A 21,870-nucleotide genomic window follows, 5' to 3' on the forward strand; every position below is an offset into this window, starting at 1 on the left:
AGGTTACCCCCTCACCCGTGTCGCTTATACTCCACGACCTCTCCCGCAAGGAGCGAGATAAGAGATAGCGCCACTTACTTTTTGATCATTATCTATTAGCAAACATCCACCTTTGCAAACCGATAACCAACCCCTGATTCGGTAGTAATCAGTGGTTGTTTAGTGCAAGCAGCGAGCTTTTTCCTAAGTTGCCCGACATAAACACGTAAATACTGCACTTCATCGGCAAAATACTCGCCCCATATTTGCTGCAAAATCTGATTTTGAGTTAATAGTTTCCCCGCATTTTGACAAAACACACTCAACAGCAAAAATTCTTTTTTTGATAAATGAATCACCTCATCATTGATTATCACACGATGATCGGCAATATGAACACGCATATTTTCAAACTGATACACAGACTCTGCTGACTTATCTTCAGCTTTAAACGCATCGATAAGTTCAAGGTTACGCTTGATACGCGCAACTAGCTCAGGCATATCAAACGGTTTTCTGACATAATCATTAGCACCATTCTCAAGTGCCTTAACTACTTCATCACCATCACATCTTGCGGATACCACGATCACCGGCACATGCATGTGCTTAACTCTTAGATTTGCTAGCCATTTTTGTCCATCCTGATCAGGAAGCCCCAAATCAAGCAAAATCAAATCTGGATGCTGCTGATTTAAAATCTCGGTGGCATGCTCAGCACTCACCGCGTCATATACGTCATATCCAAGTATTAATAAGGTTTTTTTTAAGAATTTGCGAATTTGTGCTTCATCATCAATTAATAATATTTTCTTGTTCATTTGGATCCACTATAGGTAATTTAACAATAAACGTACTGCCTTTATGAGCACCTTCACTGGTGGCATAAATCTCGCCATGATGGGCTGTAACAATATCCTTACAAATGGCAAGACCCAGTCCATGTCCTTTAGTATAACTATCTGATTTTTTGAGTCGATGAAAAATTGAGAATACACTCTTTAGCTCCACCTGCTCAAGTCCAATGCCTTGATCAATGACCTCAATAACTGCCCAGGTGTTTATACACTTTAAGCTCAAAGTGATTTGGCTATTGGCAGCACTAAACTTAACCGCATTGGATATAAGATTAATAAAAACCTGCTCTAATAGTAGTTTATCACCACTAATAAGCAGCTCCTCATCAAGGCATTGCAGCTTAAATTGATGACTCACGAAGCGTTTTCTGGCAATAGCCAAAACCTCATTAATTAATGTCTTTAACGACATGCTTTGCTTATCAATGGTAACACCTGAGCTAAACTTCAACATCTGTAAAATATGATCGATATATTGATCTAAGCGTTTGCTTTCCTCTAAAGCAACCGTAAGCATTTCAGCTTTATCCTCTTTGGAAAACATACTCTCATAGCTTAATACGCTAGATAGTGCACCGGTGATCGATGCCAACGGGGTTTTTAAATCGTGCGACACCGATGATAGTAATGTTTTTTGCAATTTTTCTTGCTCTTTTAAAATTATAGCCTCTTGCTCTTGTTGAGATAATCGTTGTTGCAACAATGCATTAGCGACATGTGATAGCATTGTTTTAATGAGTATTTGATCAAACATGAAAGCTTCGACTTTATATTCAAACTTCACACAAATGGCAATAATGCCAAGCATACGTCCATCAACAATCAGTGGCTCAAAATACCATGGTAACGCACTAAAAGTTTGCGTGCTTTTGCCACAGGCTGTTTTATTACTCCAACACCAGCGCACTGCCGCTTGCTCTTTATCACTTAATTGACACGAATTGGGAATGGTCTCATATAACTTATGATCATCAGCAACAATAAACGCAAACTCATAATCGAAATATTGCGCTAATGCTTTTAAAAAGCGCTGATAAAACGACTGCTCTTTTTGCTTGATCGTAATCTCATTTGAGAATTTATAAAGCATCGATAAAGTCTTTTCACGTGAGCGCAGTGCCTTTAATGAGCGGCGCGTACGTGCCGTTAATTGGCTAACTACCAAGACAACTAACATAAATATGATAAAGGTAACCACTTGAGAGAGTGTGCCGATGGTAAATTGGAAAGTAGGCGTCAAATACATATACATGTACATTATAAAACTTAGAATTGATGAGGCAATCGATGCTTTAAGCCCATAGCGATAAGCGCATAGTATCAAAACCAGCACCAAAATAAGCGATTGCCCAGATAGACCGACCAAACTCAACCCAAAGAAAATAAAGAGTCCTGAGACAAACGTAATTGCCAGTGCTTTAATGACATTCATCGATGTTGTATTGCTACTTTTCTTAGCACCCTTAACCCGTGAAAGAAGATCAGAGGCCCGCACTTTATGCGTACTGACCACATGCACCTGCTTGTGCTCACTATGGCGAATAACATCATAAACGACTGAACCCAACAGCCAATCCAGCCACTTAGAACGTCTTGATTTACCAATGACAATATCAGTGACATTATGATCATTCGCATAGCGAATGATCGCTTTTGATAATCTGCCACCTGAGATATGCTCTAATTGATAACCCAACTCGAGTGCTAAGCTTTTATAACGCCTAATTTCTCTTAGTTTGACACGTGATAGTTGCTTTTGCGGATTGTGGATAAATATTGCTAACAATCGCGCATTAGCAATTGTGGCTAACTGCTTGCCTTTTCTAAGTAACCTTGGTGTTGATGCGTCATAAGCACAGCAAACTAGAACACAAGGAGACGCGGCAATATTGGCATATGGATCATAGAGTTTTTTATATGCACGTACATCTTCGCCGACGTGAGAAGCTGCTAAACGAAGTGCGTAATCTCGAAGTATCGCAAGATTAGTATATTGAAAATAGCGTGATAGCGCGCGTTTCGCCATATCATGATGATATACACGTCCTTCATTTAAGCGCTTAATTAGTTCTTCAGGGGTGATATCGATAATCATCAGCTCATCTGCTGATTGAATAAAACTATCAGGGACAGTTTCTTCAACCGTTACCTGAGTAATCTCTTCGACTTCATAGCTTAAGCTTGCGATATGTTGGATATTAATCGCGGTATAGACATTAACCCCTGCTTCTAGAATCTCAACAATGTCTAAATAGCGTTTTTTGTTACGCTCTGTTGCGAGGTTTTTATGCGGCAATTCATCGATGATCACTGTTTCTGGTTTGCGCTGAATAATGGCATCAACATCCAGCTCATTAAACACCTTACCTTTGTAAGCGATTGCTTTTAGTGGGATTTTCTCAAGACCAGATACTAAATTTTCCGTCTCTTTACGCCCATGTGTCACCACTAAGCCAATGACCACATCATGTCCTGCACGCTTAAGCTCTTGCGCACGTGTTAACATAGCATAAGTTTTGCCTACACCCGGAGCTGCTCCTAAGAAAATCTTTAGCCGTCCACGTTTAGATCTCTCCGACTTATTTGCAAGATTCAGTAAAGCATCGACTTTATGACCGTTAGAATTTTCATGAGACGCCATGTGCTCATTCGCCATAGATGATTCCACTAAAAAACAACCTATGCACTAGTTTAACCCAACTTTTGTTTAAATGCTTGCAGTGCTAAATTTAATTTGAGCACATTAACCGTAGCAGGATTAAATAGGTGGTGATCTGTGTTGTCATCAATCAGCTTAAGGATTTCATCAACAGGTAAATGATTGACCTTGGCAATATATGACGCCTGATATTTGGCTGCCGCAACTGAGATATCTGGATCCAGACCACTGCCTGAGGAAAACACTAAGTCAGCAGGAATTTTCATCTCACCATACTTATGCTGCAATGCTTGAATTCGATCATCTACCGTCTTAATTAATGTCGCGTTATTTAATGCCATACTTGTGCCACCTGAGACAAGACCGTCATAGTTACTGGCTGAAGGGCGCGACTGGAATAAGTTCTCTGCAAAATTCTGCCCTATCAAGCTCGAACCAATTACTTGTCCATTCAAACTAATCAATGATCCTTGCGTTTGATCTTTAGCAACAACAAAGCCAACTCCCATCATTAATAATGGATAAGCAAGACCTAAAACAAGCGTAAAAAACAACATTGCCATAAACCCACGACGAATTTCATAAAAGATCATATCCACTCCTACACCAAGCCCATTGCCGTAATAATCATATCAATTAATTTAATACCCAAAAATGGCACTAGAATTCCACCCAAGCCATAAACCAATAAATTACGCTGTAATAATTTATGCGCGCTAATGCTAACATTTTTGACACCAACCAATGCCATTGGAATTAAAAATACAATAATCAAGGCGTTGAAGATCACAGCAGATAAGATAGCGCTCGTAGGCGAATGCAGATTCATAATATTTAATGCGTTTAGGTTAGGAAAACTTGTCACAAATAACGCTGGAATAATCGCAAAGTATTTAGCAACATCATTGGTAATACTAAAGGTTGTCAAAGCTCCACGTGTGACTAGAATTTGTTTACCGATACGCACAATATCAATCACCTTCTTAGGGTCTGAATCCAAGTCGACCATATTGCCTGCCTCGCGTGCCGCAGTTGTGCCACTTGCCATCGCCACCCCGACATCAGCTTGCGCCAAAGCTGGTGCGTCATTGGTGCCATCACCGCACATTGCCACTGTTTTGCCTTCTTTTTGCACTTTTTTGATATAATCCAATTTATCTTGTGGCGAGGCTTGCGCAATAAAATCATCCACCCCCGCCTCAGCGGCAATTGCCGCTGCAGTTAATGAGTTGTCTCCTGTGATCATCACGGTTTTAATCCCCATTTTTCTTAGCTCATTAAACTTCTCTTTAATCGCGGGTTTAATCACATCTTTAAGATAAATCACGCCTAATAACTCATTATTCTGGCAAACCGCCAAAGGTGTACCACCTGCTTGTGCAATACGCTCAACCATTAGCGTAAAAGAGTGACTTACTGTTTCTGGCGAGTAATTACCTAAGTGCTTAGTAATCGCACTTACGGCGCCTTTGCGGATATTCACACCTTGATAATTAATCCCACTCATTCGTGTATAGGCGGAAAATGGAATCATTTCAGCAGAGTCCAAATTAATCTCAGTTGCATTAAAACCAAAACGTTTCTCAGCCAATTTAACAATTGATTTGCCTTCCGGCGTTTCATCAGCCAATGATGACAGCCACGCGGCATAGGCTAAATCGCGTTCTTCGACACCACTGATAACTAAAAATTCAGTTGCAAAGCGATTGCCCAATGTGATCGTGCCGGTTTTATCCAATAGCAACACGTCAATGTTACCCGATGCCTCAACAGCGCGCCCTGATAATGCAATAACATTGGCTTTCATTAAACGATCCATCCCTGAAATCCCGATGGCTGATAAAAGACCTGCTATCGTTGTTGGAATCAAGGTGACAAACAGTGCAATCAATACGACAACCGACAAGGTCACATGATTAAATTGTGCCATGCCATATAATGAGCAAACAGCAACAATAAAGATCAAGGTTAAACCTGACAATAAAATCGTCAGGGCAATTTCATTAGGTGTTTTTAAACGCTTGGCATTCTCCACCAAAGCAATCATCTTATCCAAAAAGCTCTCACCTGGGTTGGAGGTAATGCGCACTTTAATCTCATCGGATATTACTTTGGTTCCTGCTGTTACTGCTGAGCTATCAGAGCCTGCTTCTCTGACAACCGGTTGAGACTCTCCCGTTATTGCTGACTCATCAATGGTGGCAATACCTTCAATCACCTCGCCATCAGCTGGCATAAAATCACCGGTTTGCACCAAGACAATATCGCCTGCGCACAATAACTCCGCAGCAAGCACTTCAAGCTCACCGCTTTCATTATAACGCTTGGCACTTAATTGTGATTTTGTAGCACGTAAACTATCGGCCTGCGCCTTACCTTTGCCCTCAGCAATGCTCTCAGCAAAATTAGCAAATAAGAGGGTTATCCACAACCATACGGTGATCTGTAATGTAAAACCAATCTCTTTGCCGCTAACGAATGCTTGCATGAGATAAAGCGAGCATAAAATTGTGACGACATAAACACAGAACATGACTGGATTGCGATACATCTCTTTCGGGTTACACTTTATAAATGCCGCTTTAATCGCCGGCATGATCAATACTTTTGAAAAGATTGATTCACTTTTATGTGTCATATTGACCACTCCAAAATATTCTTAAAAAGTTACATAATCTAAAATTGGACCTAGAGATAAGGCGGGGAAAATCGTTAGTCCACCAACGATAAGAATCGTAAATAATACCAACACGCCAAACAATACACTTGTCGTTGATAGCAAACTATAGCCCTCACTTTCCGTGGCACGTTTGGTCGCAACCAAACTTCCCGCAAGCATAATCACGGCTGTAATGGTTACAAACCGCCCCAATAGCATTGCCAAACCTAATGTCACATTAAAAAACACGGTATTAGCATTTAAACCTGTAAACGCGCTACCATTATTGTTAGCCGCTGATGTGTAAGCATAAAGTATCTCACTAAAGCCATGCGCACCCGTATTAGTAAGACTTGCATAAGTACTCGGCAACAAAGCAGCAATCGCAGTAAATATAAGCACACAGCAAGGAGAAATAAGCACGCCAAGCATCACCCATTTCATTTGCGTGCCTTCAATACGCTTGCCTAATATGCTTGGAATTCTGCCAACCATAAGTGAAGCAATGAAAACACTTAACAGCATAAATAGTAAAAAGCCATACATCCCCGTGCCAACACCACCGATGATAATTTCTCCTAATGCCATATTGACTAATGCGACGGCACCACCGATTGGCGTATAACTATCAAGCACACTATTGACACCACCATCAGACGCTGACGTTGACACGGTGTTATAAAGCGTAGACTGGAAAATACCAAAACGTGCCTCTTTGCCCTCCATATTGGCAAGATGCCCTGATTGACCATATAAATCTGCAATATGTGTATTGTATTGATTGGGCATACCCTTAAGCTCAGCATGAGTCATAATGCTTAACGATAAGATAAATAGCACACCCATCACTGCTAAAATAAACCAGCCTTGTTTGGTGTTTCCTACCCATTTACCAAAGGTGTAAGTTAATGCAGCACCAATTGCAAAGATACTCAGTACTTGAATAAAATTGGTTAATGCCGTTGGATTTTCATACGGGTGTGCTGAATTGGCATTAAAAAAACCACCTCCATTGGTTCCTAACGATTTAATGGCTTCTTGTGATGCAACAGGCCCTTGAGGAATCACTTGTTCAGCACCTGATAAGGTATGCGCATGCACATAGTCCATAAGGTTTTGCGGTACCCCTTGCAATATATAAACAATCGTAATGACGATACACAAAGGCAATAGAATCCAAAAGACAGCCTTACCCAGATCTGACCAGAAATTACCAATCGTTGTCTCACTGTTTCTCGCAATGCCGCGAAACAGAGCAATAGCTACCGATATTCCCACCGCTGCTGACACAAAATTTTGCACAGCTAATGCTGCCATCTGTGATACGTAACTCACCCCAGTTTCACCGGAATAGCTTTGCCAGTTAGTATTAGAAACAAAGCTTGCTGCGGTATTAAATGCCTGATGCCAAGTCATGCTCTCAATATGCTGTGGATTTAAAGGCAAAAAAGCTTGTAACAGCAACATAATAAATACAAATAAAAATGCAAACACTGAAAACACGAACAAACTCAATAAATACTGTTTAGCACTTTGCTCTTTTTTAAGGTTAACTCCAATTAACTTGCCATAACCACGTTCAAGTGGTAAAGCAAACCAATCTAAAAACGTTCTTCGTCCATGATATACGTTATAAATATACACACCTAAAGGCTTAGTGATTAGTATCACGACCCCTATAAAAATAACGAATAACCAAATATTGTGATACATGCTATTACCTAAAATTGCTCTGGAAAAATTAAAACAATAATCATATAAATGGCTAATAACGCCATTATGATTCCTGAAAATATTGTCATTGAAATACCTCGCTTAATATTGACAATAATCACTCAGGCTAAATTGTACCGATGATAAGAATAAAAATTCGATAGGGGTTTTGTTTGAAAATATAAAAAAAGTATAAATTTCAGCGACTACTCGCCCTTAGTTAATCAGCAAAAGCTTTGCGCAATCAATTGTTATCAATCCTTAATCAGTTTGACAAATATTTCATTTTTTTTAAAAATTAGGCGTTGACATCTAATCGGAAATCTATAGAATGCCTTTCTGTTGCCGACATGGCTCAACTGGTAGAGCAGCCGACTTGTAATCGGCAGGTTCCGGGTTCAAGTCCTGGTGTCGGCACCATCAAAAGCGGAGTGGTAGTTCAGCTGGTTAGAATACCTGCCTGTCACGCAGGGGGTCGCGGGTTCGAGTCCCGTCCATTCCGCCACGATATCTAAGTATTTTCCCAGATTTAATCCCATAAATTAAATTCAAAATAATTACCTGATTTGCATGTATTAAAATACCTGTTAGACTTAAACTCATTAGTAATCCACTGCAAGATATATGAAGTTAGCTAATGAAGATGATGCACTCAAATTACCGATCAAAATTCGTGATCACAAAGGACAGCTGACGATTATCTATATTTCTTATTCAGATGATGGTATTACTTTTAGCTATCTTGAAATGAAGGCAACCTACCCTGAAGAGCGAAACATTCATGGTTGGCTTGAATCAGTGACCAAAAAAAAGATTATGCATTTTCCCAAGAATCTTGATTTCATTTATGATGAATGTGAGCAAAACCCAGAGAATGTATTAAACATATTCCATCATTATTTCTCAGCAATTCGCTATTTATGATACGGATGACCTTGTAAAATCGTCCACGCACGATAGATCTGCTCAGCAAAAATAATGCGTACAATCGGGTGTGGAAATGTCATCTTTGAAAGAGATATTTTCTCCTTTGCCAAACGTTTGATCGAATTATCAATCCCATCTGGTCCGCCGATCAAAATCGCAATATTTGGCGTATTTTGCTGCCAACTTTCCATTTTTTGCGCAAGCTCCTCAGTGCTAATAAGCTTCGATTGCACATCCAAGATAACCAAATGATCTTGCTCATTGAGCTTAGATAATACTGTTTTTGCTTCTTGCGCCAACCAACCATCAACGGTTCCTGTCTTTGTACGCTTGGCAATAGGTAACTCAATCACCTGCAACTGAATTGAGGAACCTGTTAATCGTTTTTGATATTCATTAACGCCTTCTTGCACCCATGCTGGCACTTTCTCACCCAAGGCAAGTAATTTAATCTTCATGGTTTGACTCGCGTGAAACAAAATGATTTATCACGCGAAAATTCTGGATTAAAGATATAACCATCATAATCAAAGTCCTTAAGTGCCTCTATATTATCAATGTTATGATCGATGATATAACGCATCATTCTACCACGTGCACGTTTGGCAAAAAGCGCAATGGTTTGATATTTATCCTTGTGATATTCTTTAAAATCAACTTCAAGCCATGTTGCTTTAATCTTTTTCTTATCAATCGCTTTACAGTATTCATTCGATGCTAAATTAACGATTGCTTGATGATTATTCTCTTTAATAATATCATTTAGCTTCTGCGTTAAGGTTTCTCGCCAAAAATCATATAGCAGCACATTATCAATATAAAACTTAGTACCCATTTCCAAACGGTAGGCTTGAATTAAATCCAATGGTCGAATCAGTCCATATAGGCCTGAGATCATTAGTAAATGCTCTTGCGCATAATCGATTTGCGCTGGCGATAAAGTAAGCGCATCCAAACCTCGATAAACATCACCTGTAAAAGCAAAGAGTGCTTGCTTGGCATTGTCTTTGCCGTAGTTTTTACTATCAAAGTTGATATACATATCAAAAACACCTTCGGCAAGCTTAGGTGATATCTTCATTAAGCGCTCAAACTCATCTGGTGTATAGTGTTTAAGCTTACTTATAAGCTGACTGATTTGTTCAGGAAACAATACTTTACTTGTAAGATCTGTTGGTGCGTTATGGCTGAAGTCTTGACTTTTTGCTGGTGAAATAAGACTGAGCATAGTGATTATCCGTTTTAAAATATTTCTGCCATTGTAACAAAACTTGTCGTCAATAAAATATAAAATCCCAACCGCCAAAATTTTCTGATATAACAAGCAACTGATCTCTTAATGCGCAGCGTTAATAAAAACAATAAGCCACGTGTAATGTCGGACGCTTAAAAAATCATTACCAACCACGCATTCCAAGCGTAGTTAAGTATGCCCTTTCATGGCAAGTTGCGGGAAGTAACAGACTAGATAAGCTTAAGCACTCTGGTGCATAAACTCTCTTTTTCATGCGCCAAATAAGCTTGGCTTTCGCTTTTCCCCCACACTACATCTGGCCAGCAAAAGTCATCTTTTTTGCGTCCGATTACATGAATATGCATTTGGGATACGACATTGCCAATTGTCGCAACATTGACTTTGTCAACACGCAAATCCTCTTTTAAAAAGCGAGATAATGTATTAATCAAGGAATTGAGTCTTAGCTGCATCTCCAGATCAAGCTCAAACCAGTCGGTGACGGTCACTTTAGGTACGATGAGAAACCACGTCACCAGTGCGTTGTTTGACAACCGTAATTGAATATCTCCAAGATCTTTGATAAGGCTACTGGTATCAGCTAAACGTTTATCGAGCACAAAAGCTGTCATATATCTTCCTTACTTTATCTAAATCAGCTTGTGTATCAATCCCAGGTGGCGTTGACGCCTTAGCTTCAGCAATTGCAATTTTTTGATTATGCCATAGTACACGTAATTGCTCTAAAGACTCGATTTGTTCTAATGGGCTTTTTTCCATCTGTGCATATACTTTTAGAAATCCCGCGCGATAGGCATATAAACCAATATGACGATAATGATCTCCCATTTTAATCTCACCTTGATCAAATACACCACGTTGCCATGGAATCGGCGCTCTTGAGAAATACAATGCATATTGTTCACGATTAAAGACAACTTTTACGCAATTTGGATCATGAATGTCAACTTCATCACTTATTTGCTCACACAAGGTTGCCATTACCGCTTGCGATCTATCAACCAACAAATCTGCTGCTTGAATCACATTTTCCATAGGAATTAATGGTTCATCCCCTTGGATATTCACAATAATATCTTCATCAGCAATTGCTAATTTTTGCACGGCTTCAGCTAAACGATCAGTGCCTGATTGATGATCTATTGCGGTCATACATACTGTCGCACCAAAGTTGTGCGCTATCTGTTGAATCTCTTGACTGTCCGTCGCAATCACCACTTGCTCAAAGCCACATTGCAATGCGCGCTCATAAACATGCTCAATAATGGGTTTACCTGCTAAATCAAGGAGTAATTTATTGGCAAGGCGACTGGATTGCAAACGCGCTGGGATAATAATATGACGCTTACTCATAGTGTTTGACTTCTTCAAGCGTTAGCTTCTTAGCTTCTTCTAATAACATGCGTGGCACACCATCGATAATAGGGTATGCCAATTTATCCGCTTTACACACAAGCATCTTGTTTTGTTTATCATATATCAATGATGATTGACACTCAGGACACACTAAAATACTTAATAAACCTTGATCCATCTGTTACGCCTTAATCACAAAAATAAATTCATTATCTATTTCAAGTTGCTCTAAGATAGCATAGCCATTGATCTTACACCAAGCAGGAATATCATGCTTGACACCCGGATCGGTGCATATCACCTTTAACTGCTCACCCGCGGTCATCTTTTTTAACGCATTTTGCGTTTTAATCACAGGCATCGGACATAATAAACGACGCAAATCTAGCTCAAGATTAACTTCCATCAGACATACCACGCTTGTTGCACTTCATCAACTGCAAAAGGTTTCACAGCATGTTCACGCGCGACTCCATCAGGATAAACAAAGCGCACAGTCACCTCATTAGCCTCTCTGCCTTGTGAAAAGCGTGCAATGATTCTGGCGACAAACGCTTCATCTTGGATGTCAAAATTGCCATCAATCAAAGTAAGTGGTCCGCCATGACTTTCAACGATGATATGTGGAAATTGGCGCTTATAACCATTTAGGAAATTATTCTCGCCTTCTTCGCGCGCAATAATTAATTTAAACTCAGGCTTTGGTCGCAAGTGTCGACCTACTTTTAACAGCATAATATCATCAAAATCATAATCACGCTTGTCATTGCGACCTTTCCATAAATCAACGAGTTTATCTGAATATTGCTTATCGGTTAAAAAGCAGCAACCACCAGCAGGTGTCGCATAATCAGTAAAGCCATATGAACTTGCTAGTTCAAATTGTGGTGTGCGATTACGTCCATGAAAACCAAATAGTTTTTCACGATCAACCCAGCCTTCACGCTCAGGCTTAGTTTCAGGTAGATTTTTAGCGCATAATGGGCGCAATAATAAATCATCAACACCTGATTGTTTTTGAATAACTGGCATGGTGTCTTTACGTTGTGACATCGGGCGCTGACCAATTACTTCACCGGTAATAATAAAATCAAAACCATTTGCAAGCGCCCATTCCTTGGCTTTTTTAACCATAAAAATCTTACAATCCAAACACGGATTCATATTGGCACCATAGCCATATTTGGGATTTAATAGCACATCTTTGTACTCTTCAATCACATCGATAATATGTAGTTTAATCCCAAGCTGTTCAGCAACCCACAAGGCATTGTTGCGTTTTTCTTTACTTTGATCTTTCTTACGAATGGCATGTGTATGCCCTTCAACACAAAATCCGGTGAAGAAATTAATTCCTTCAACATGAATGCCTTGATCTGCAATTACCTTGGTTGCCAACATAGAATCTAAACCACCGGAAATAAGCGAAACCGCCTTATATTGTTTAGGTTTTTCTGAATGAGAATTATGTAATGATGTCATTTATTATTTTATGTCTACTTTAAAATTTGCGCACATTGTACGCGCTGTAGACAATTTTTTCATTATTCAAATAGAATTTTCTACAACTTTCTGCTTAAAAAGCTGCCTGCACCCATTGAATATCATCGGCTGTAATACCAATGACATCAAAACGGCACTCGGCATATTGATAATGTGGATGTTGTTGCAGAAAAACTTGTGCTGTTTTACGCACTTTGATCTGCTTGGCTTTTGTCACCATTTCTAATGCCGAGCCAAATTGCGCTGACCTTCGCGCCTTAACCTCAACAAATATCAATACATCCGCAATTTGACCAATTAGGTCGATCTCACCTAATGGTGTCAGAAAGTTCTTAGCAATTAGGTTAAAGCCTTTGGTCTCTAAAAACACTAAGGCTTTGTTTTCCGCCTCACCACCAATGGCTCGACTCATCTAAACAATACCATTATGGCGCAGTAACGCGTCAACTGATGGTTTGTGACCTTTAAATTTTTCAAAGAGCTCGGCAGCTGGTGCTGAGCCGCCCGTCTCCAAAATAATTTGCATAAACTTCTGACCAATGGCTTTGTTTAATACTGACTGCCCCTGCTCCAATTCAGCAAAAGCGTCACTTGATAAAACTTCCGCCCATTTATAACTGTAGTAACCTGCGGCATAACCACCTGCAAAAATATGAGAGAAGCTATTTTCAAAGCGATTAAACTTCGGTACTTCTAACAATGCTGTTGATTGACGCACATCCTCTATTACCTGATGAATGTCTAAATTTTGCGTATCACTTTGATGTAATTGCATATCAAATAATGCAAACTCAAGCTGACGCAACATTGCCAAGCCTGATTGATACTGGCGTGAGGCAACTAACTTTTGAAATAGCGCTTTTGGTAGGCTTTCTTTGGTCTCAACATGCTGTGACAGTAATTGTAACCCTTCTTCACACCAGCAGAAATTCTCCATAAACTGACTAGGTAGTTCAACGGCATCCCACTCAACACCATTAATACCTGAAACAGGCAAATGTTCCACCTGCGTTAAGATGTGCTGCAATGCATGCCCAAACTCATGAAATAAGGTCAAGACATCACTGTGTGTCAATAAGGCATCAGCCCCTTCATTAGCAGGCATAAAATTGCACGTCACATAAGCCACAGGCGTTTGCACTGAATGATCCAGACGTTTATAGCGCGTACGACACTCATCCATCCAAGCGCCATCGCGCTTGTGTTCTCTTGCAAAGAGATCTACTAAAATCGCCCCACGAAGTTGCTTACTCTCATCATAAAACTCATATAAATCTGTTTGTGAGTGATAGCGATCCCAGTCATCATTCTTCTTCGCTGTGATGCCATAAAGGGATGATAATACACTAAACAAACCTTTCATCACGTTATTCAAAGGGAAATAAGGGCGCAGCTCTTCAGAGGTAAAATCATAGCGCGTTTTTTTCATTTTATCTGAATAATACACACTATCCCAAGGCTTAAACTCATCATCTAAGCCATACTCTTTAGCAAATGCTTTAAGCTCCCCAAACTCCTTTTGTGCATGCGGCTTTGCCTTTTGTAGCAAATCATGCATAAAACGCATCACTTCATCAACGGATGTTGCCATCTTAGTCGCAAGTGAAACTTCAGCATAGTTTTTGAATCCTAAAAGCTCAGCTTCTTGTGCCCTTAAGCGCATAATTTCTTGCATAATTTCGGCATTATCAAAGTTTTTATTGTCCGCCTCACTCGAGGCGCGCGTGACATACGCCTTATAAAAAGTCTCACGCAGCTTGCGATTATCCGCTTGCTGCATCACAGAAATATAGGTTGGTGCGTCAAGTCCCAAAATAAACCCATCCTTTTCTTGTGTTTGCGCCTTTAAACGCGCCTGCTCTTTAGCGCTGTCTGACAAACCTTTTAGTTCATCTTCATTTAATGTGTGATAATGCCATGCCATTGTCGCATCAAGCACATTATTCTCAAAATCATTTTGTAACTTGGCAAGCTTGGTAACAATTTGCTCAAACTCCCGACGCTTATCACCTTCCAGATCCACACCCGATAATTTAAAGCTGCGAATAGCATCATTAATCGCCTTAATCTGCGCTTGATCCAAAGATTGATCATGTTGCAAAATAGTTTGATACGCCTTTAGCATACGTTCATCCTGCGCCGTTTGCGTTGAATATTCTGATATTTTCTCAACACAATACTGATAGACTTCACGCAACTGCGGTGTATTTTTAACAGCATTTAAGTGCCCCAACGGACCAAAGGTTTTGCTAAGCTCGTCTTCCGCTTCTTCCAAAGGATAAATGAAATTATCCCACGTATAATCATTCGCTTTAAGTAATTGCTCTTTTAAATCACGACAATGCGCAATGCACTTTTCCACTTCAGTTTTAGCGTTATTAATATCTATTTGTGAAAATTTGGGTAAATCTAATGTAATTACATCACTCATCTATATGTTCCTTGGCATAAATTCTTCATTCTGCTAAGGCTTTATAATACACTTATTTCACTGCGAAAAAATATGAAAAAAGCACTAATAGATAATGCCTGCTGATCTTAACACTTATTTAATGCGTTTTGCGATGTTTATCATCCCAATGCTCTTTGCTATCACACTACATGAAGCAGCACACGCTTACATCGCCAAATTGAGAGGTGATAAAACCGCCTATCTTATGGGGCGAGTTACTTTAAATCCGATTAAACACATCGATATTCTTGGCACAATCATTCTACCAACTGCGATGTTTCTATTGGGTACTGGCTTTTTATTTGGTTGGGCAAAACCTGTACCGGTTAATTTCAACAACCTGAAGAAACCACGCCAAGATATGATTCTTGTAGCAATTGCCGGACCTTTAGCCAACTTTATTATGGCAATTATCTGGTTTTTATTGTGGAAATTTGTACCCAATTTTGGCTTTCACCAGATGGCGCAATTTGGTGTCGTGCTTAACTTGATGTTAATGGTGTTTAATTTGCTACCCATTCCACCGCTTGATGGTAGTCGCGTTATTAGCGCATTACTGCCTTATAAAGCGGCACTACAATACAACCGCTTAGAGCGCTGGGGTTTTTTGATCGTACTTTTGCTACTATTTATTCCCTTTGGGCAATCAAATTTACTCGCAAGCATACTATTACCATTGATTAATAAGCTCGCTTTACTGATTCAATTTATCTTTTAATTTCTCAAGGCGCAAATAATGCAATTAGAACATGAAAAACCGGATACACCGATTTTTGTTAAACACTATAAATCTGGCGAACTGACACTATCACAGCAGAGATTTTCTCACAGTGTGATCATTACACCCGATAAAATCATTAATGATAACTGGGATGTCAAATCTATTGATGAGCTTAATCTTGACGCTATTGAAGCCCTGATTGAGCTTGATGCCCATGTTTATCTTCTTGGCACCGGGGCAACGTCACTGATTCCACCGCAAGAGATTATTGCCGCTTTCGCTCGCTTGGGGAAATCCATTGATTTTATGGATTCAGCTGCCGCATGTCGCACTTTTAATATTCTAGCAAATGAAGGGCGCCGTGTTGCCGCTGCTATCATTGTCTAACATCAAAATACTCGGCACAAATCAATTTTTCGCCACTTTTTCTTAAATTTTCTCTAACCTCCTTGATATCTTTTTGCTATACGCTAGGATTAGGTCTATAGTAATCAGTGATTCTTATAGGTTCATACAACAGAAGGAAGACAACGATGAGAAAAATTACACTACTTGGCATTGTTTCTAGTGCCGCATTATTATCCGCTTGTGCCACATCACCTAAAGCACCTGCGCCACAAACCACAGATACGTCTGTTACGGCAATGTCAGCACCTGCATCAGTCAACTCAACACAAACAGCAAATAACAGTTCACTACCAAGCTCGACGGTTAAGCTAAGTGCTAAAGATGGGCGTTTGATTGCAAAAATATACACTGACTGGAATGGTGCAAAACAAGGATCTCTAAAACTTCACTGGGTTGCACCGAGTGGATCACACTGCGTGAGTACAACCTTCCCAATCATGAAATACAAAGAAGCAAGTGACTACTCTTGGGCTTATAGAACGCTTTCTCACCAAAGCGCTAATGGCACAATCGCATGCCCAGGCGTATGGAAAGCTGAGGTGCTTTACACGCCAACTAAAGTAGTTGTTGGTCAAGCTGAGCTTAACGTTTCTCAATAGAGTGCTGCAGCGCCTTAGCAGTAACTTTCCTAGCAACTAATACTCTTAAATTCTACAAAAAATTCAATCTAACTTTGCTATTGCTTCTCTCAAAACTTAAGCACAGTGGTGTATTTTCATCTAATTGTTGATGGAAATAATATTTATCTTGGACATTTTTCTTTTTGCATTCGCCGCTTTCAGTTACTTCAAAAATATAACGATTTAACCCATTGGCAATCCCTTGCCCCGTCAGTTTAAGGCTTGCTTCTTTATATGCCCATAGCCAATAAAACAAATCTCGTTGCACACTTTCACCTTTCTTAGCAGCAATCAAGTCATACTCGCTCTTTGCAAAATACTGCTTTGCTATCGCTAGCACATCGACTTTTTCTTTTTTGGTCTGTACATCGATACCAATACGCTGTCCTTGGGCAATTGCTATAACAACATAATCACGCGTATGACTAATATTAAAATCAAGCATACTACCAACAAGAAATGGTCGACCATTACTGGTCTTTGAAAATCGCAACTCAGTAGTAGCAACGCCTAAGCATTCACTTAATAACTTATATCGCAACCATTGTGATGCAATATACTCGACACGCTTGCGCTCCAATTTCAAGTCTCTAGCATAATCTCTAATTTCAAGCGGTAATAGATTAAGTGCCTCCATAGCATCAAAGTTATTCAACTTAAGAACATATATATCAATCATCATTATAAGTTTATATATCAGACACACTTTAGATTAATCATTAAATTAGGAATTTAAACGTAAACTTGCAGAAATGAAAGCATTTTCATATACTGACAGCACGAATTTCATTATATCGCTCGTGGATTATTTTACGATGTTTGCTTGTAAAGTAGTTTGTGATGGGTATATAAACTCTAGGAGAATGATATGGCTGTACTAACTATCCGTAACGTACCAGATGATGTGCATCGCGCACTCAAGGCAAAAGCATTAAAGCACGGAAGGAGCACTGAGGCTGAAATTAGAGAAATACTAAAAAATGCTGTTGAGCACCAAAATCAAGTGAAACTAGGCAGCTTATTATCCACCATTCGCAAAGAGGTTGGAGTTATCAGACTTGATACACACCGTGACAAAACACCACCTTCACCACTGGATTTCACATGATACTTGTCGATACTAACGTTATTTCAGAGCCATTAAAGCCTCGACCGAATGTAAGCGTTATCAAATGGCTTGATCATCAACTCATCGATGCACTATATCTATCAACCATCAGCATTGCAGAAATTCGATTTGGTATTGCAGCATTACCTTCAGGCAAGAAAAAGACGATACTAGAAGAAAGCCTAGAATCAACCATACTGCCGCTGTTTGCCAATAGAATTTTAAGCTTTGATCAGAATGCTGCAAAAATCTATGCGTTATCAATGGCAAAAGCGCGAAAAAACGGTATCACCGTCGGTACAGCGGACGGCTATATTGCAGCTATTGCAAAAGCAAACTCAATGACCATTGCAACACGCGATACAAATCCATTTCAGGCACTTGAAGTACCTTATATTAATCCTTGGGAGTGTTAGTATTTAATTAAACACGACTACCCAACTGCATGCTTGCATTATATAATTGACACAGTTTACCTAATTGGAGACCCTCCATGAAACAAAAACTCCGTTATATCGCTGATGCTATCTTCTTTCTTGCTTGCATCACTTTTATTGCCACACTAACCTCTATTTTCTACTTCAATAACTTTAGCATTATCGTTAAAGGACACGTTGTTTACTGGGTTTATGCAGCGCCATTGATGCTATTCTTCTACGCTTTTTTGCGTAACCAGTTCTTAACGGATAAACCAAATGACACAAATTCCGAAAATCCGCTTGAACCGACTCAAAAAACGAGCTAACGTAACCCCACACATTGCTTTTCACAAGATCCTAATATGAGAGTATCACAAACTTTACTTGCCACTGAAAAAGAGACCCCAAAAGACGCTGAATTAATTAGTCATCAGTATATGTTGCGCGCCGGCTTAATTCGCAAACTTGCCTCAGGTATTTATCAATGGCTACCTACGGGTATGAAGGTGCTACAAAAAGTCCAAACAATCGTCCGTGAGGAGATGGAGAATGCAGGAGCATGTGAGATTTTAATGCCTAGCATATTACCTGCTGAGCTATTACAAGAAACCCATCGCTGGCAAAAATTTGGTCCAGAACTTCTAAAAATGCAAGATCGCCATCAGCGTGATTTTTGCTATGGACCAACACATGAAGAACCGATTGTTGACATCGCACGCAAAGAAATTAAAAGCTACAAGCAACTACCACTAAACCTATATCAAATCCAAACAAAATTCCGCGATGAGATACGTCCACGCTTTGGGGTAATGCGCTCACGTGAGTTTATTATGAAGGATGCTTATTCATTTCACAGCAATTATGATTGCTTAGAAGATACTTATCAGAAAATGCACCAAGCATATTGCAATATCTTAACACGCATGGGACTTAAGTTTCGTGTTGTCAATGCCGATGCAGGCGCCATAGGTGGCAGCAAAACGCATGAATTTCAAGTGCTTGCCGCAGCTGGCGAAGATATTGTTTGCTACAGCAATCAAAGTGATTATGCTGCCAATATTGAAATGGCAGAATCCTTAAAACCAGATCTCACAACACGTAAGCCTCCTTCTCGATCACTTGAAAAGATAGCAACGCCTGATTTGAAGACTATTAGCGATATTTGTCAGCAGTTTGACTTGTTACCTGAAAAAACGGTTAAAACGATTATTATCAAGGATAGTGATAATACACTCTTTGCATTAGTGCTGCGCGGGGATCATGAGTTAAATGAAATCAAAGTTGAAAAGTTGCCTCAAATTAACGCGCCTTTTACTTTTGCCACGGAAGCAGAAATCCAGCAAGCATTTAATGCCAATATCGGCTCTTTAGGTCCTGCTAACTCACCGATTAAAGTGATTGTTGATCATAGCGCTGCGATGTTACATGACTTTGTATGTGGCGCCAATGAAGATGATTTCCATTTTTTTGGTGCAAATTGGGATCGCGACGTTAAAGACTATGATGTTGCTGATCTGCGCAATGTGGTTGCTGGGGACATTTCCCCTGATGGCAAAGGTACACTTGAACTTACAAGCGGCATTGAAGTTGGGCATATTTTCCAACTGGGTGACAACTACTCCAAAGCGATGAATGCTAATATTCTAGATGAAAATGGCAAGAAGCAAGATCTTATTATGGGTTGCTATGGTTTTGGTGTCACGCGGATTGTTGCCGCTGCAATTGAGCAATCTCATGATAATAATGGCATTATTTGGCCAAGTGAAATCGCACCGTATGATATTTCTATCATTCCAATGAGTATGCACAAATCAAGCAAAGTCTTTGAGGTTGCCAATAAACTTTATAATGATCTTCGTGCTGCTGGTTTTGATGTTTTATTTGATGATCGCAAAGAGCGACCTGGTATTATGTTTGCCGATGCTGATTTAATTGGCGCACCACATCAGCTTATTATTGGTGAACGTGGACTGGAAAATGACATCATCGAATACAAATGCCGCAAAACACAGCAAAAAGCTGAAATCTCTTATACCATTGACGCTGTTTTGCAAAAGGTTTGTTCCAAGCAAACTAGCAACGCCAAACTAAGTCCATGTCACTAATCTAATGTAGTTTATGCAGGGTATAACCATACCCATCACAAACCATTTTGACTTTGCCTTATACTCACTTACAATAACACGCATTAAAAATGCATTACTATTTGATTTTGTTATGTCAAACAACCATCCTTTTGCTCAAGACGCACTAAAAACAATTAATCTAGAAATTGAAACACTTGAACAGCTTAAACAACATATTGGTGACAATTTCATCGCCGCTTGTGAGTTGATTCTCAAATGTCAGGGGCGTGTGATTATCATCGGCATGGGTAAATCAGGACATATTGCCTCAAAGATCGCAGCCACCCTTGCTAGCACTGGAACCCCTTCCTTTTTCGTCCATCCAGCTGAGGCTGGACACGGTGATTTTGGTATGATTACACGTCAAGATATTGTCATTGCTATTTCAAATTCTGGTTCAACACCGGAATTGACTTCACTCATTCCAATGATTAAGCGTCTTGATATTCCGCTGATTGCTATCTCTAGCAAACCGCAATCAGCATTGGCACAAGCTGCGGATATTTCGCTGAACCTTGGCGTTGAAAAAGAGGCTTGTCCACATAACTTAGCTCCGACATCAAGCACGACCGCAACCTTAGTATTAGGTGATGCTTTAGCAATTGCATTATTAAATGCCAAGAATTTTAGTGCTGAAGACTTTGCTAACTCACATCCAAGTGGTGCTCTGGGCAAACGCTTGCTGTTAAAAGTATCAGATCTTATGAAAAGCGGTGCATCTTTACCCATTGTTACATCTCAAAGCACACTAGAAGATGCGATTTTAGAGATTAGCTCTAAAGGCTTAGGAATGACGCTTATATCTGATGATGACAAAACACTCAATGGTATTTTCACCGATGGCGATTTGCGTCGAATTTTCCAGCAGTCGCTTTATCAAAAAGGGCTTAACATTGCAGAAGTTATGGGCAAAAGACCCAAAACGATTATCGAAGATGCAATGGCAATTGAAGCATTGACTATTATGAATCAATTGAAAATTACCACATTAGCGGTTTTAAATCATCAAAATGAAATTGCTGGTATTATCCATATGCATGACTTAGTGCGCGAGGGTATCGCTTAATTAGCTAACGAAAAATAAGTTCAATTTTAATTACCCCTCACC

The 21,870-nt window shown here is 39.7% G+C and carries 24 protein-coding genes and 2 tRNA genes; 11 read left to right on the forward strand and 15 right to left on the reverse strand.

Going from position 1 to position 21,870, the window contains the following annotated elements; genetic code table 11:
• Positions 1-95: 95 nt before the first annotated feature.
• The 5 genes from ACZ5V8_RS10815 to kdpA are packed head-to-tail and all read right to left on the reverse strand — an operon-like array spanning position 96 to position 7,867.
• Complete coding sequence (locus ACZ5V8_RS10815) at positions 96-800, reverse strand: response regulator transcription factor (protein WP_464217779.1); 705 nt, start codon at positions 798-800, stop codon at positions 96-98.
• Complete coding sequence (locus tag ACZ5V8_RS10820) at positions 775-3,492, reverse strand: ATP-binding protein (protein WP_464217780.1); 2,718 nt, start codon at positions 3,490-3,492, stop codon at positions 775-777. The genes ACZ5V8_RS10815 and ACZ5V8_RS10820 overlap by 26 nt, the downstream gene beginning before the upstream one ends.
• A gap of 35 nt (positions 3,493-3,527) precedes the next feature.
• Positions 3,528-4,088 (reverse strand): potassium-transporting ATPase subunit C, encoded by a 561-nt coding sequence (locus ACZ5V8_RS10825; RefSeq protein ID WP_464217781.1) that lies wholly within the window; start codon positions 4,086-4,088, stop codon positions 3,528-3,530.
• Between the two features lie 8 nt (positions 4,089-4,096).
• Complete coding sequence (gene kdpB / locus ACZ5V8_RS10830; protein ID WP_464217782.1) at positions 4,097-6,133, reverse strand: potassium-transporting ATPase subunit KdpB; 2,037 nt, start codon at positions 6,131-6,133, stop codon at positions 4,097-4,099.
• A 21-nt stretch (positions 6,134-6,154) separates the two neighbouring features.
• Positions 6,155-7,867, reverse strand: a complete 1,713-nt coding sequence (gene kdpA / locus ACZ5V8_RS10835; protein WP_464217783.1) for a potassium-transporting ATPase subunit KdpA — start codon at positions 7,865-7,867, stop codon at positions 6,155-6,157.
• A 344-nt stretch (positions 7,868-8,211) separates the two neighbouring features.
• On the opposite strand from kdpA, the gene ACZ5V8_RS10840 reads away from it, so the two are divergent.
• From ACZ5V8_RS10840 to ACZ5V8_RS10850, 3 genes are all read left to right on the forward strand, one after another.
• Positions 8,212-8,287, forward strand: a tRNA-Thr gene (locus ACZ5V8_RS10840).
• Positions 8,288-8,295: 8 nt separating this feature from the next.
• A tRNA-Asp gene (locus ACZ5V8_RS10845) sits at positions 8,296-8,372 on the forward strand.
• Positions 8,373-8,491: 119 nt separating this feature from the next.
• Complete coding sequence (locus tag ACZ5V8_RS10850; RefSeq protein WP_464217784.1) at positions 8,492-8,791, forward strand: hypothetical protein; 300 nt, start codon at positions 8,492-8,494, stop codon at positions 8,789-8,791.
• Here ACZ5V8_RS10850 and rlmH read toward each other — a convergent pair.
• From rlmH to ACZ5V8_RS10895, 9 genes are all read right to left on the reverse strand, one after another.
• Positions 8,782-9,252, reverse strand: a complete 471-nt coding sequence (gene rlmH, locus ACZ5V8_RS10855; protein ID WP_464217785.1) for a 23S rRNA (pseudouridine(1915)-N(3))-methyltransferase RlmH — start codon at positions 9,250-9,252, stop codon at positions 8,782-8,784. The genes ACZ5V8_RS10850 and rlmH overlap by 10 nt on opposite strands.
• A complete protein-coding gene (gene yaaA, locus ACZ5V8_RS10860; protein WP_464217786.1) occupies positions 9,249-10,022 on the reverse strand; it encodes a peroxide stress protein YaaA in 774 nt (257 codons plus the stop codon). The genes rlmH and yaaA overlap by 4 nt, the downstream gene beginning before the upstream one ends.
• Positions 10,023-10,258: 236 nt before the next feature.
• Positions 10,259-10,660 carry an HIT family protein gene (locus ACZ5V8_RS10865; RefSeq protein WP_464217787.1) on the reverse strand — a complete coding sequence of 134 codons (402 nt, stop codon included), beginning with the start codon at positions 10,658-10,660 and terminating at the stop codon, positions 10,259-10,261.
• Positions 10,638-11,402: a 3-deoxy-manno-octulosonate cytidylyltransferase gene (kdsB, locus tag ACZ5V8_RS10870; RefSeq protein WP_464217788.1), complete on the reverse strand. Its 765-nt coding sequence runs from the start codon at positions 11,400-11,402 to the stop codon at positions 10,638-10,640. Before kdsB ends, ACZ5V8_RS10865 begins: the two co-directional genes overlap by 23 nt.
• Positions 11,395-11,583: a Trm112 family protein gene (locus tag ACZ5V8_RS10875; protein WP_117001503.1), complete on the reverse strand. Its 189-nt coding sequence runs from the start codon at positions 11,581-11,583 to the stop codon at positions 11,395-11,397. Before ACZ5V8_RS10875 ends, kdsB begins: the two co-directional genes overlap by 8 nt.
• A 3-nt stretch (positions 11,584-11,586) precedes the next feature.
• Positions 11,587-11,811 carry a sulfurtransferase TusA family protein gene (locus ACZ5V8_RS10880; RefSeq protein ID WP_440617922.1) on the reverse strand — a complete coding sequence of 75 codons (225 nt, stop codon included), beginning with the start codon at positions 11,809-11,811 and terminating at the stop codon, positions 11,587-11,589.
• Positions 11,811-12,887 carry a tRNA (5-methylaminomethyl-2-thiouridylate)-methyltransferase gene (locus tag ACZ5V8_RS10885; protein ID WP_464217789.1) on the reverse strand — a complete coding sequence of 359 codons (1,077 nt, stop codon included), beginning with the start codon at positions 12,885-12,887 and terminating at the stop codon, positions 11,811-11,813. The genes ACZ5V8_RS10880 and ACZ5V8_RS10885 overlap by 1 nt, the downstream gene beginning before the upstream one ends.
• Positions 12,888-12,981: 94 nt before the next feature.
• Positions 12,982-13,320 (reverse strand): YraN family protein, encoded by a 339-nt coding sequence (locus ACZ5V8_RS10890; RefSeq protein WP_440615868.1) that lies wholly within the window; start codon positions 13,318-13,320, stop codon positions 12,982-12,984.
• Complete coding sequence (locus ACZ5V8_RS10895; RefSeq protein ID WP_464217790.1) at positions 13,321-15,339, reverse strand: M3 family metallopeptidase; 2,019 nt, start codon at positions 15,337-15,339, stop codon at positions 13,321-13,323.
• Between the two features lie 94 nt (positions 15,340-15,433).
• Between ACZ5V8_RS10895 and ACZ5V8_RS10900 the strand changes: the two genes are divergently transcribed.
• The 3 genes from ACZ5V8_RS10900 (at position 15,434) to ACZ5V8_RS10910 (ending at position 17,088) form a co-directional block, all read left to right on the forward strand.
• Positions 15,434-16,078, forward strand: a complete 645-nt coding sequence (locus ACZ5V8_RS10900; protein ID WP_440615871.1) for a site-2 protease family protein — start codon at positions 15,434-15,436, stop codon at positions 16,076-16,078.
• Between the two features lie 18 nt (positions 16,079-16,096).
• Complete coding sequence (locus tag ACZ5V8_RS10905; RefSeq protein WP_440615872.1) at positions 16,097-16,468, forward strand: Mth938-like domain-containing protein; 372 nt, start codon at positions 16,097-16,099, stop codon at positions 16,466-16,468.
• 146 nt (positions 16,469-16,614) lie between these two features.
• On the forward strand, positions 16,615-17,088 hold the full coding sequence (locus ACZ5V8_RS10910; protein WP_464217791.1) for a TUL4 family lipoprotein: 474 nt from the start codon (positions 16,615-16,617) through the stop codon (positions 17,086-17,088).
• Positions 17,089-17,140: 52 nt separating this feature from the next.
• Here ACZ5V8_RS10910 and ACZ5V8_RS10915 read toward each other — a convergent pair whose 3' ends face one another.
• On the reverse strand, positions 17,141-17,791 hold the full coding sequence (locus tag ACZ5V8_RS10915; RefSeq protein ID WP_464217792.1) for a 4'-phosphopantetheinyl transferase family protein: 651 nt from the start codon (positions 17,789-17,791) through the stop codon (positions 17,141-17,143).
• Positions 17,792-17,977: 186 nt separating this feature from the next.
• Between ACZ5V8_RS10915 and ACZ5V8_RS10920 the strand changes: the two genes are divergently transcribed.
• From ACZ5V8_RS10920 to ACZ5V8_RS10940, 5 genes are all read left to right on the forward strand, one after another.
• Positions 17,978-18,217: a FitA-like ribbon-helix-helix domain-containing protein gene (locus tag ACZ5V8_RS10920; RefSeq protein ID WP_440615877.1), complete on the forward strand. Its 240-nt coding sequence runs from the start codon at positions 17,978-17,980 to the stop codon at positions 18,215-18,217.
• On the forward strand, positions 18,214-18,633 hold the full coding sequence (locus ACZ5V8_RS10925; RefSeq protein WP_440615878.1) for a type II toxin-antitoxin system VapC family toxin: 420 nt from the start codon (positions 18,214-18,216) through the stop codon (positions 18,631-18,633). Before ACZ5V8_RS10920 ends, ACZ5V8_RS10925 begins: the two co-directional genes overlap by 4 nt.
• Before the next feature lie 77 nt (positions 18,634-18,710).
• Positions 18,711-18,962 carry a hypothetical protein gene (locus ACZ5V8_RS10930; protein ID WP_440615879.1) on the forward strand — a complete coding sequence of 84 codons (252 nt, stop codon included), beginning with the start codon at positions 18,711-18,713 and terminating at the stop codon, positions 18,960-18,962.
• A 36-nt stretch (positions 18,963-18,998) separates the two neighbouring features.
• On the forward strand, positions 18,999-20,741 hold the full coding sequence (locus ACZ5V8_RS10935) for a proline--tRNA ligase (RefSeq protein ID WP_464217793.1): 1,743 nt from the start codon (positions 18,999-19,001) through the stop codon (positions 20,739-20,741).
• 112 nt (positions 20,742-20,853) lie between these two features.
• On the forward strand, positions 20,854-21,828 hold the full coding sequence (locus ACZ5V8_RS10940; RefSeq protein WP_464217794.1) for a KpsF/GutQ family sugar-phosphate isomerase: 975 nt from the start codon (positions 20,854-20,856) through the stop codon (positions 21,826-21,828).
• Positions 21,829-21,870: the final 42 nt, after the last annotated feature.

Source organism: Cysteiniphilum sp. GTC20157 (assembly GCF_055396795.1).

Excerpts from the sequence above, each read along its gene's own strand:
- ACZ5V8_RS10815 (WP_464217779.1), bottom strand. The coding sequence starts at position 800 with ATGAACAAGAAAATATTATTAATTGATGATGAAGCACAAATTCGCAAA.
- ACZ5V8_RS10820 (WP_464217780.1), bottom strand. The coding sequence starts at position 3,492 with ATGGCGAATGAGCACATGGCGTCTCATGAAAATTCTAACGGTCATAAA.
- ACZ5V8_RS10825 (WP_464217781.1), bottom strand. The coding sequence starts at position 4,088 with ATGATCTTTTATGAAATTCGTCGTGGGTTTATGGCAATGTTGTTTTTT.
- kdpB (WP_464217782.1), bottom strand. The coding sequence starts at position 6,133 with ATGACACATAAAAGTGAATCAATCTTTTCAAAAGTATTGATCATGCCG.
- kdpA (WP_464217783.1), bottom strand. The coding sequence starts at position 7,867 with ATGTATCACAATATTTGGTTATTCGTTATTTTTATAGGGGTCGTGATA.
- ACZ5V8_RS10850 (WP_464217784.1), top strand. The coding sequence starts at position 8,492 with ATGAAGTTAGCTAATGAAGATGATGCACTCAAATTACCGATCAAAATT.
- rlmH (WP_464217785.1), bottom strand. The coding sequence starts at position 9,252 with ATGAAGATTAAATTACTTGCCTTGGGTGAGAAAGTGCCAGCATGGGTG.
- yaaA (WP_464217786.1), bottom strand. The coding sequence starts at position 10,022 with ATGCTCAGTCTTATTTCACCAGCAAAAAGTCAAGACTTCAGCCATAAC.
- ACZ5V8_RS10865 (WP_464217787.1), bottom strand. The coding sequence starts at position 10,660 with ATGACAGCTTTTGTGCTCGATAAACGTTTAGCTGATACCAGTAGCCTT.
- kdsB (WP_464217788.1), bottom strand. The coding sequence starts at position 11,402 with ATGAGTAAGCGTCATATTATTATCCCAGCGCGTTTGCAATCCAGTCGC.
- ACZ5V8_RS10875 (WP_117001503.1), bottom strand. The coding sequence starts at position 11,583 with ATGGATCAAGGTTTATTAAGTATTTTAGTGTGTCCTGAGTGTCAATCA.
- ACZ5V8_RS10880 (WP_440617922.1), bottom strand. The coding sequence starts at position 11,811 with ATGGAAGTTAATCTTGAGCTAGATTTGCGTCGTTTATTATGTCCGATG.
- ACZ5V8_RS10885 (WP_464217789.1), bottom strand. The coding sequence starts at position 12,887 with ATGACATCATTACATAATTCTCATTCAGAAAAACCTAAACAATATAAG.
- ACZ5V8_RS10890 (WP_440615868.1), bottom strand. The coding sequence starts at position 13,320 with ATGAGTCGAGCCATTGGTGGTGAGGCGGAAAACAAAGCCTTAGTGTTT.
- ACZ5V8_RS10895 (WP_464217790.1), bottom strand. The coding sequence starts at position 15,339 with ATGAGTGATGTAATTACATTAGATTTACCCAAATTTTCACAAATAGAT.
- ACZ5V8_RS10900 (WP_440615871.1), top strand. The coding sequence starts at position 15,434 with ATGCCTGCTGATCTTAACACTTATTTAATGCGTTTTGCGATGTTTATC.
- ACZ5V8_RS10905 (WP_440615872.1), top strand. The coding sequence starts at position 16,097 with ATGCAATTAGAACATGAAAAACCGGATACACCGATTTTTGTTAAACAC.
- ACZ5V8_RS10910 (WP_464217791.1), top strand. The coding sequence starts at position 16,615 with ATGAGAAAAATTACACTACTTGGCATTGTTTCTAGTGCCGCATTATTA.
- ACZ5V8_RS10915 (WP_464217792.1), bottom strand. The coding sequence starts at position 17,791 with ATGATGATTGATATATATGTTCTTAAGTTGAATAACTTTGATGCTATG.
- ACZ5V8_RS10920 (WP_440615877.1), top strand. The coding sequence starts at position 17,978 with ATGGCTGTACTAACTATCCGTAACGTACCAGATGATGTGCATCGCGCA.
- ACZ5V8_RS10925 (WP_440615878.1), top strand. The coding sequence starts at position 18,214 with ATGATACTTGTCGATACTAACGTTATTTCAGAGCCATTAAAGCCTCGA.
- ACZ5V8_RS10930 (WP_440615879.1), top strand. The coding sequence starts at position 18,711 with ATGAAACAAAAACTCCGTTATATCGCTGATGCTATCTTCTTTCTTGCT.
- ACZ5V8_RS10935 (WP_464217793.1), top strand. The coding sequence starts at position 18,999 with ATGAGAGTATCACAAACTTTACTTGCCACTGAAAAAGAGACCCCAAAA.
- ACZ5V8_RS10940 (WP_464217794.1), top strand. The coding sequence starts at position 20,854 with ATGTCAAACAACCATCCTTTTGCTCAAGACGCACTAAAAACAATTAAT.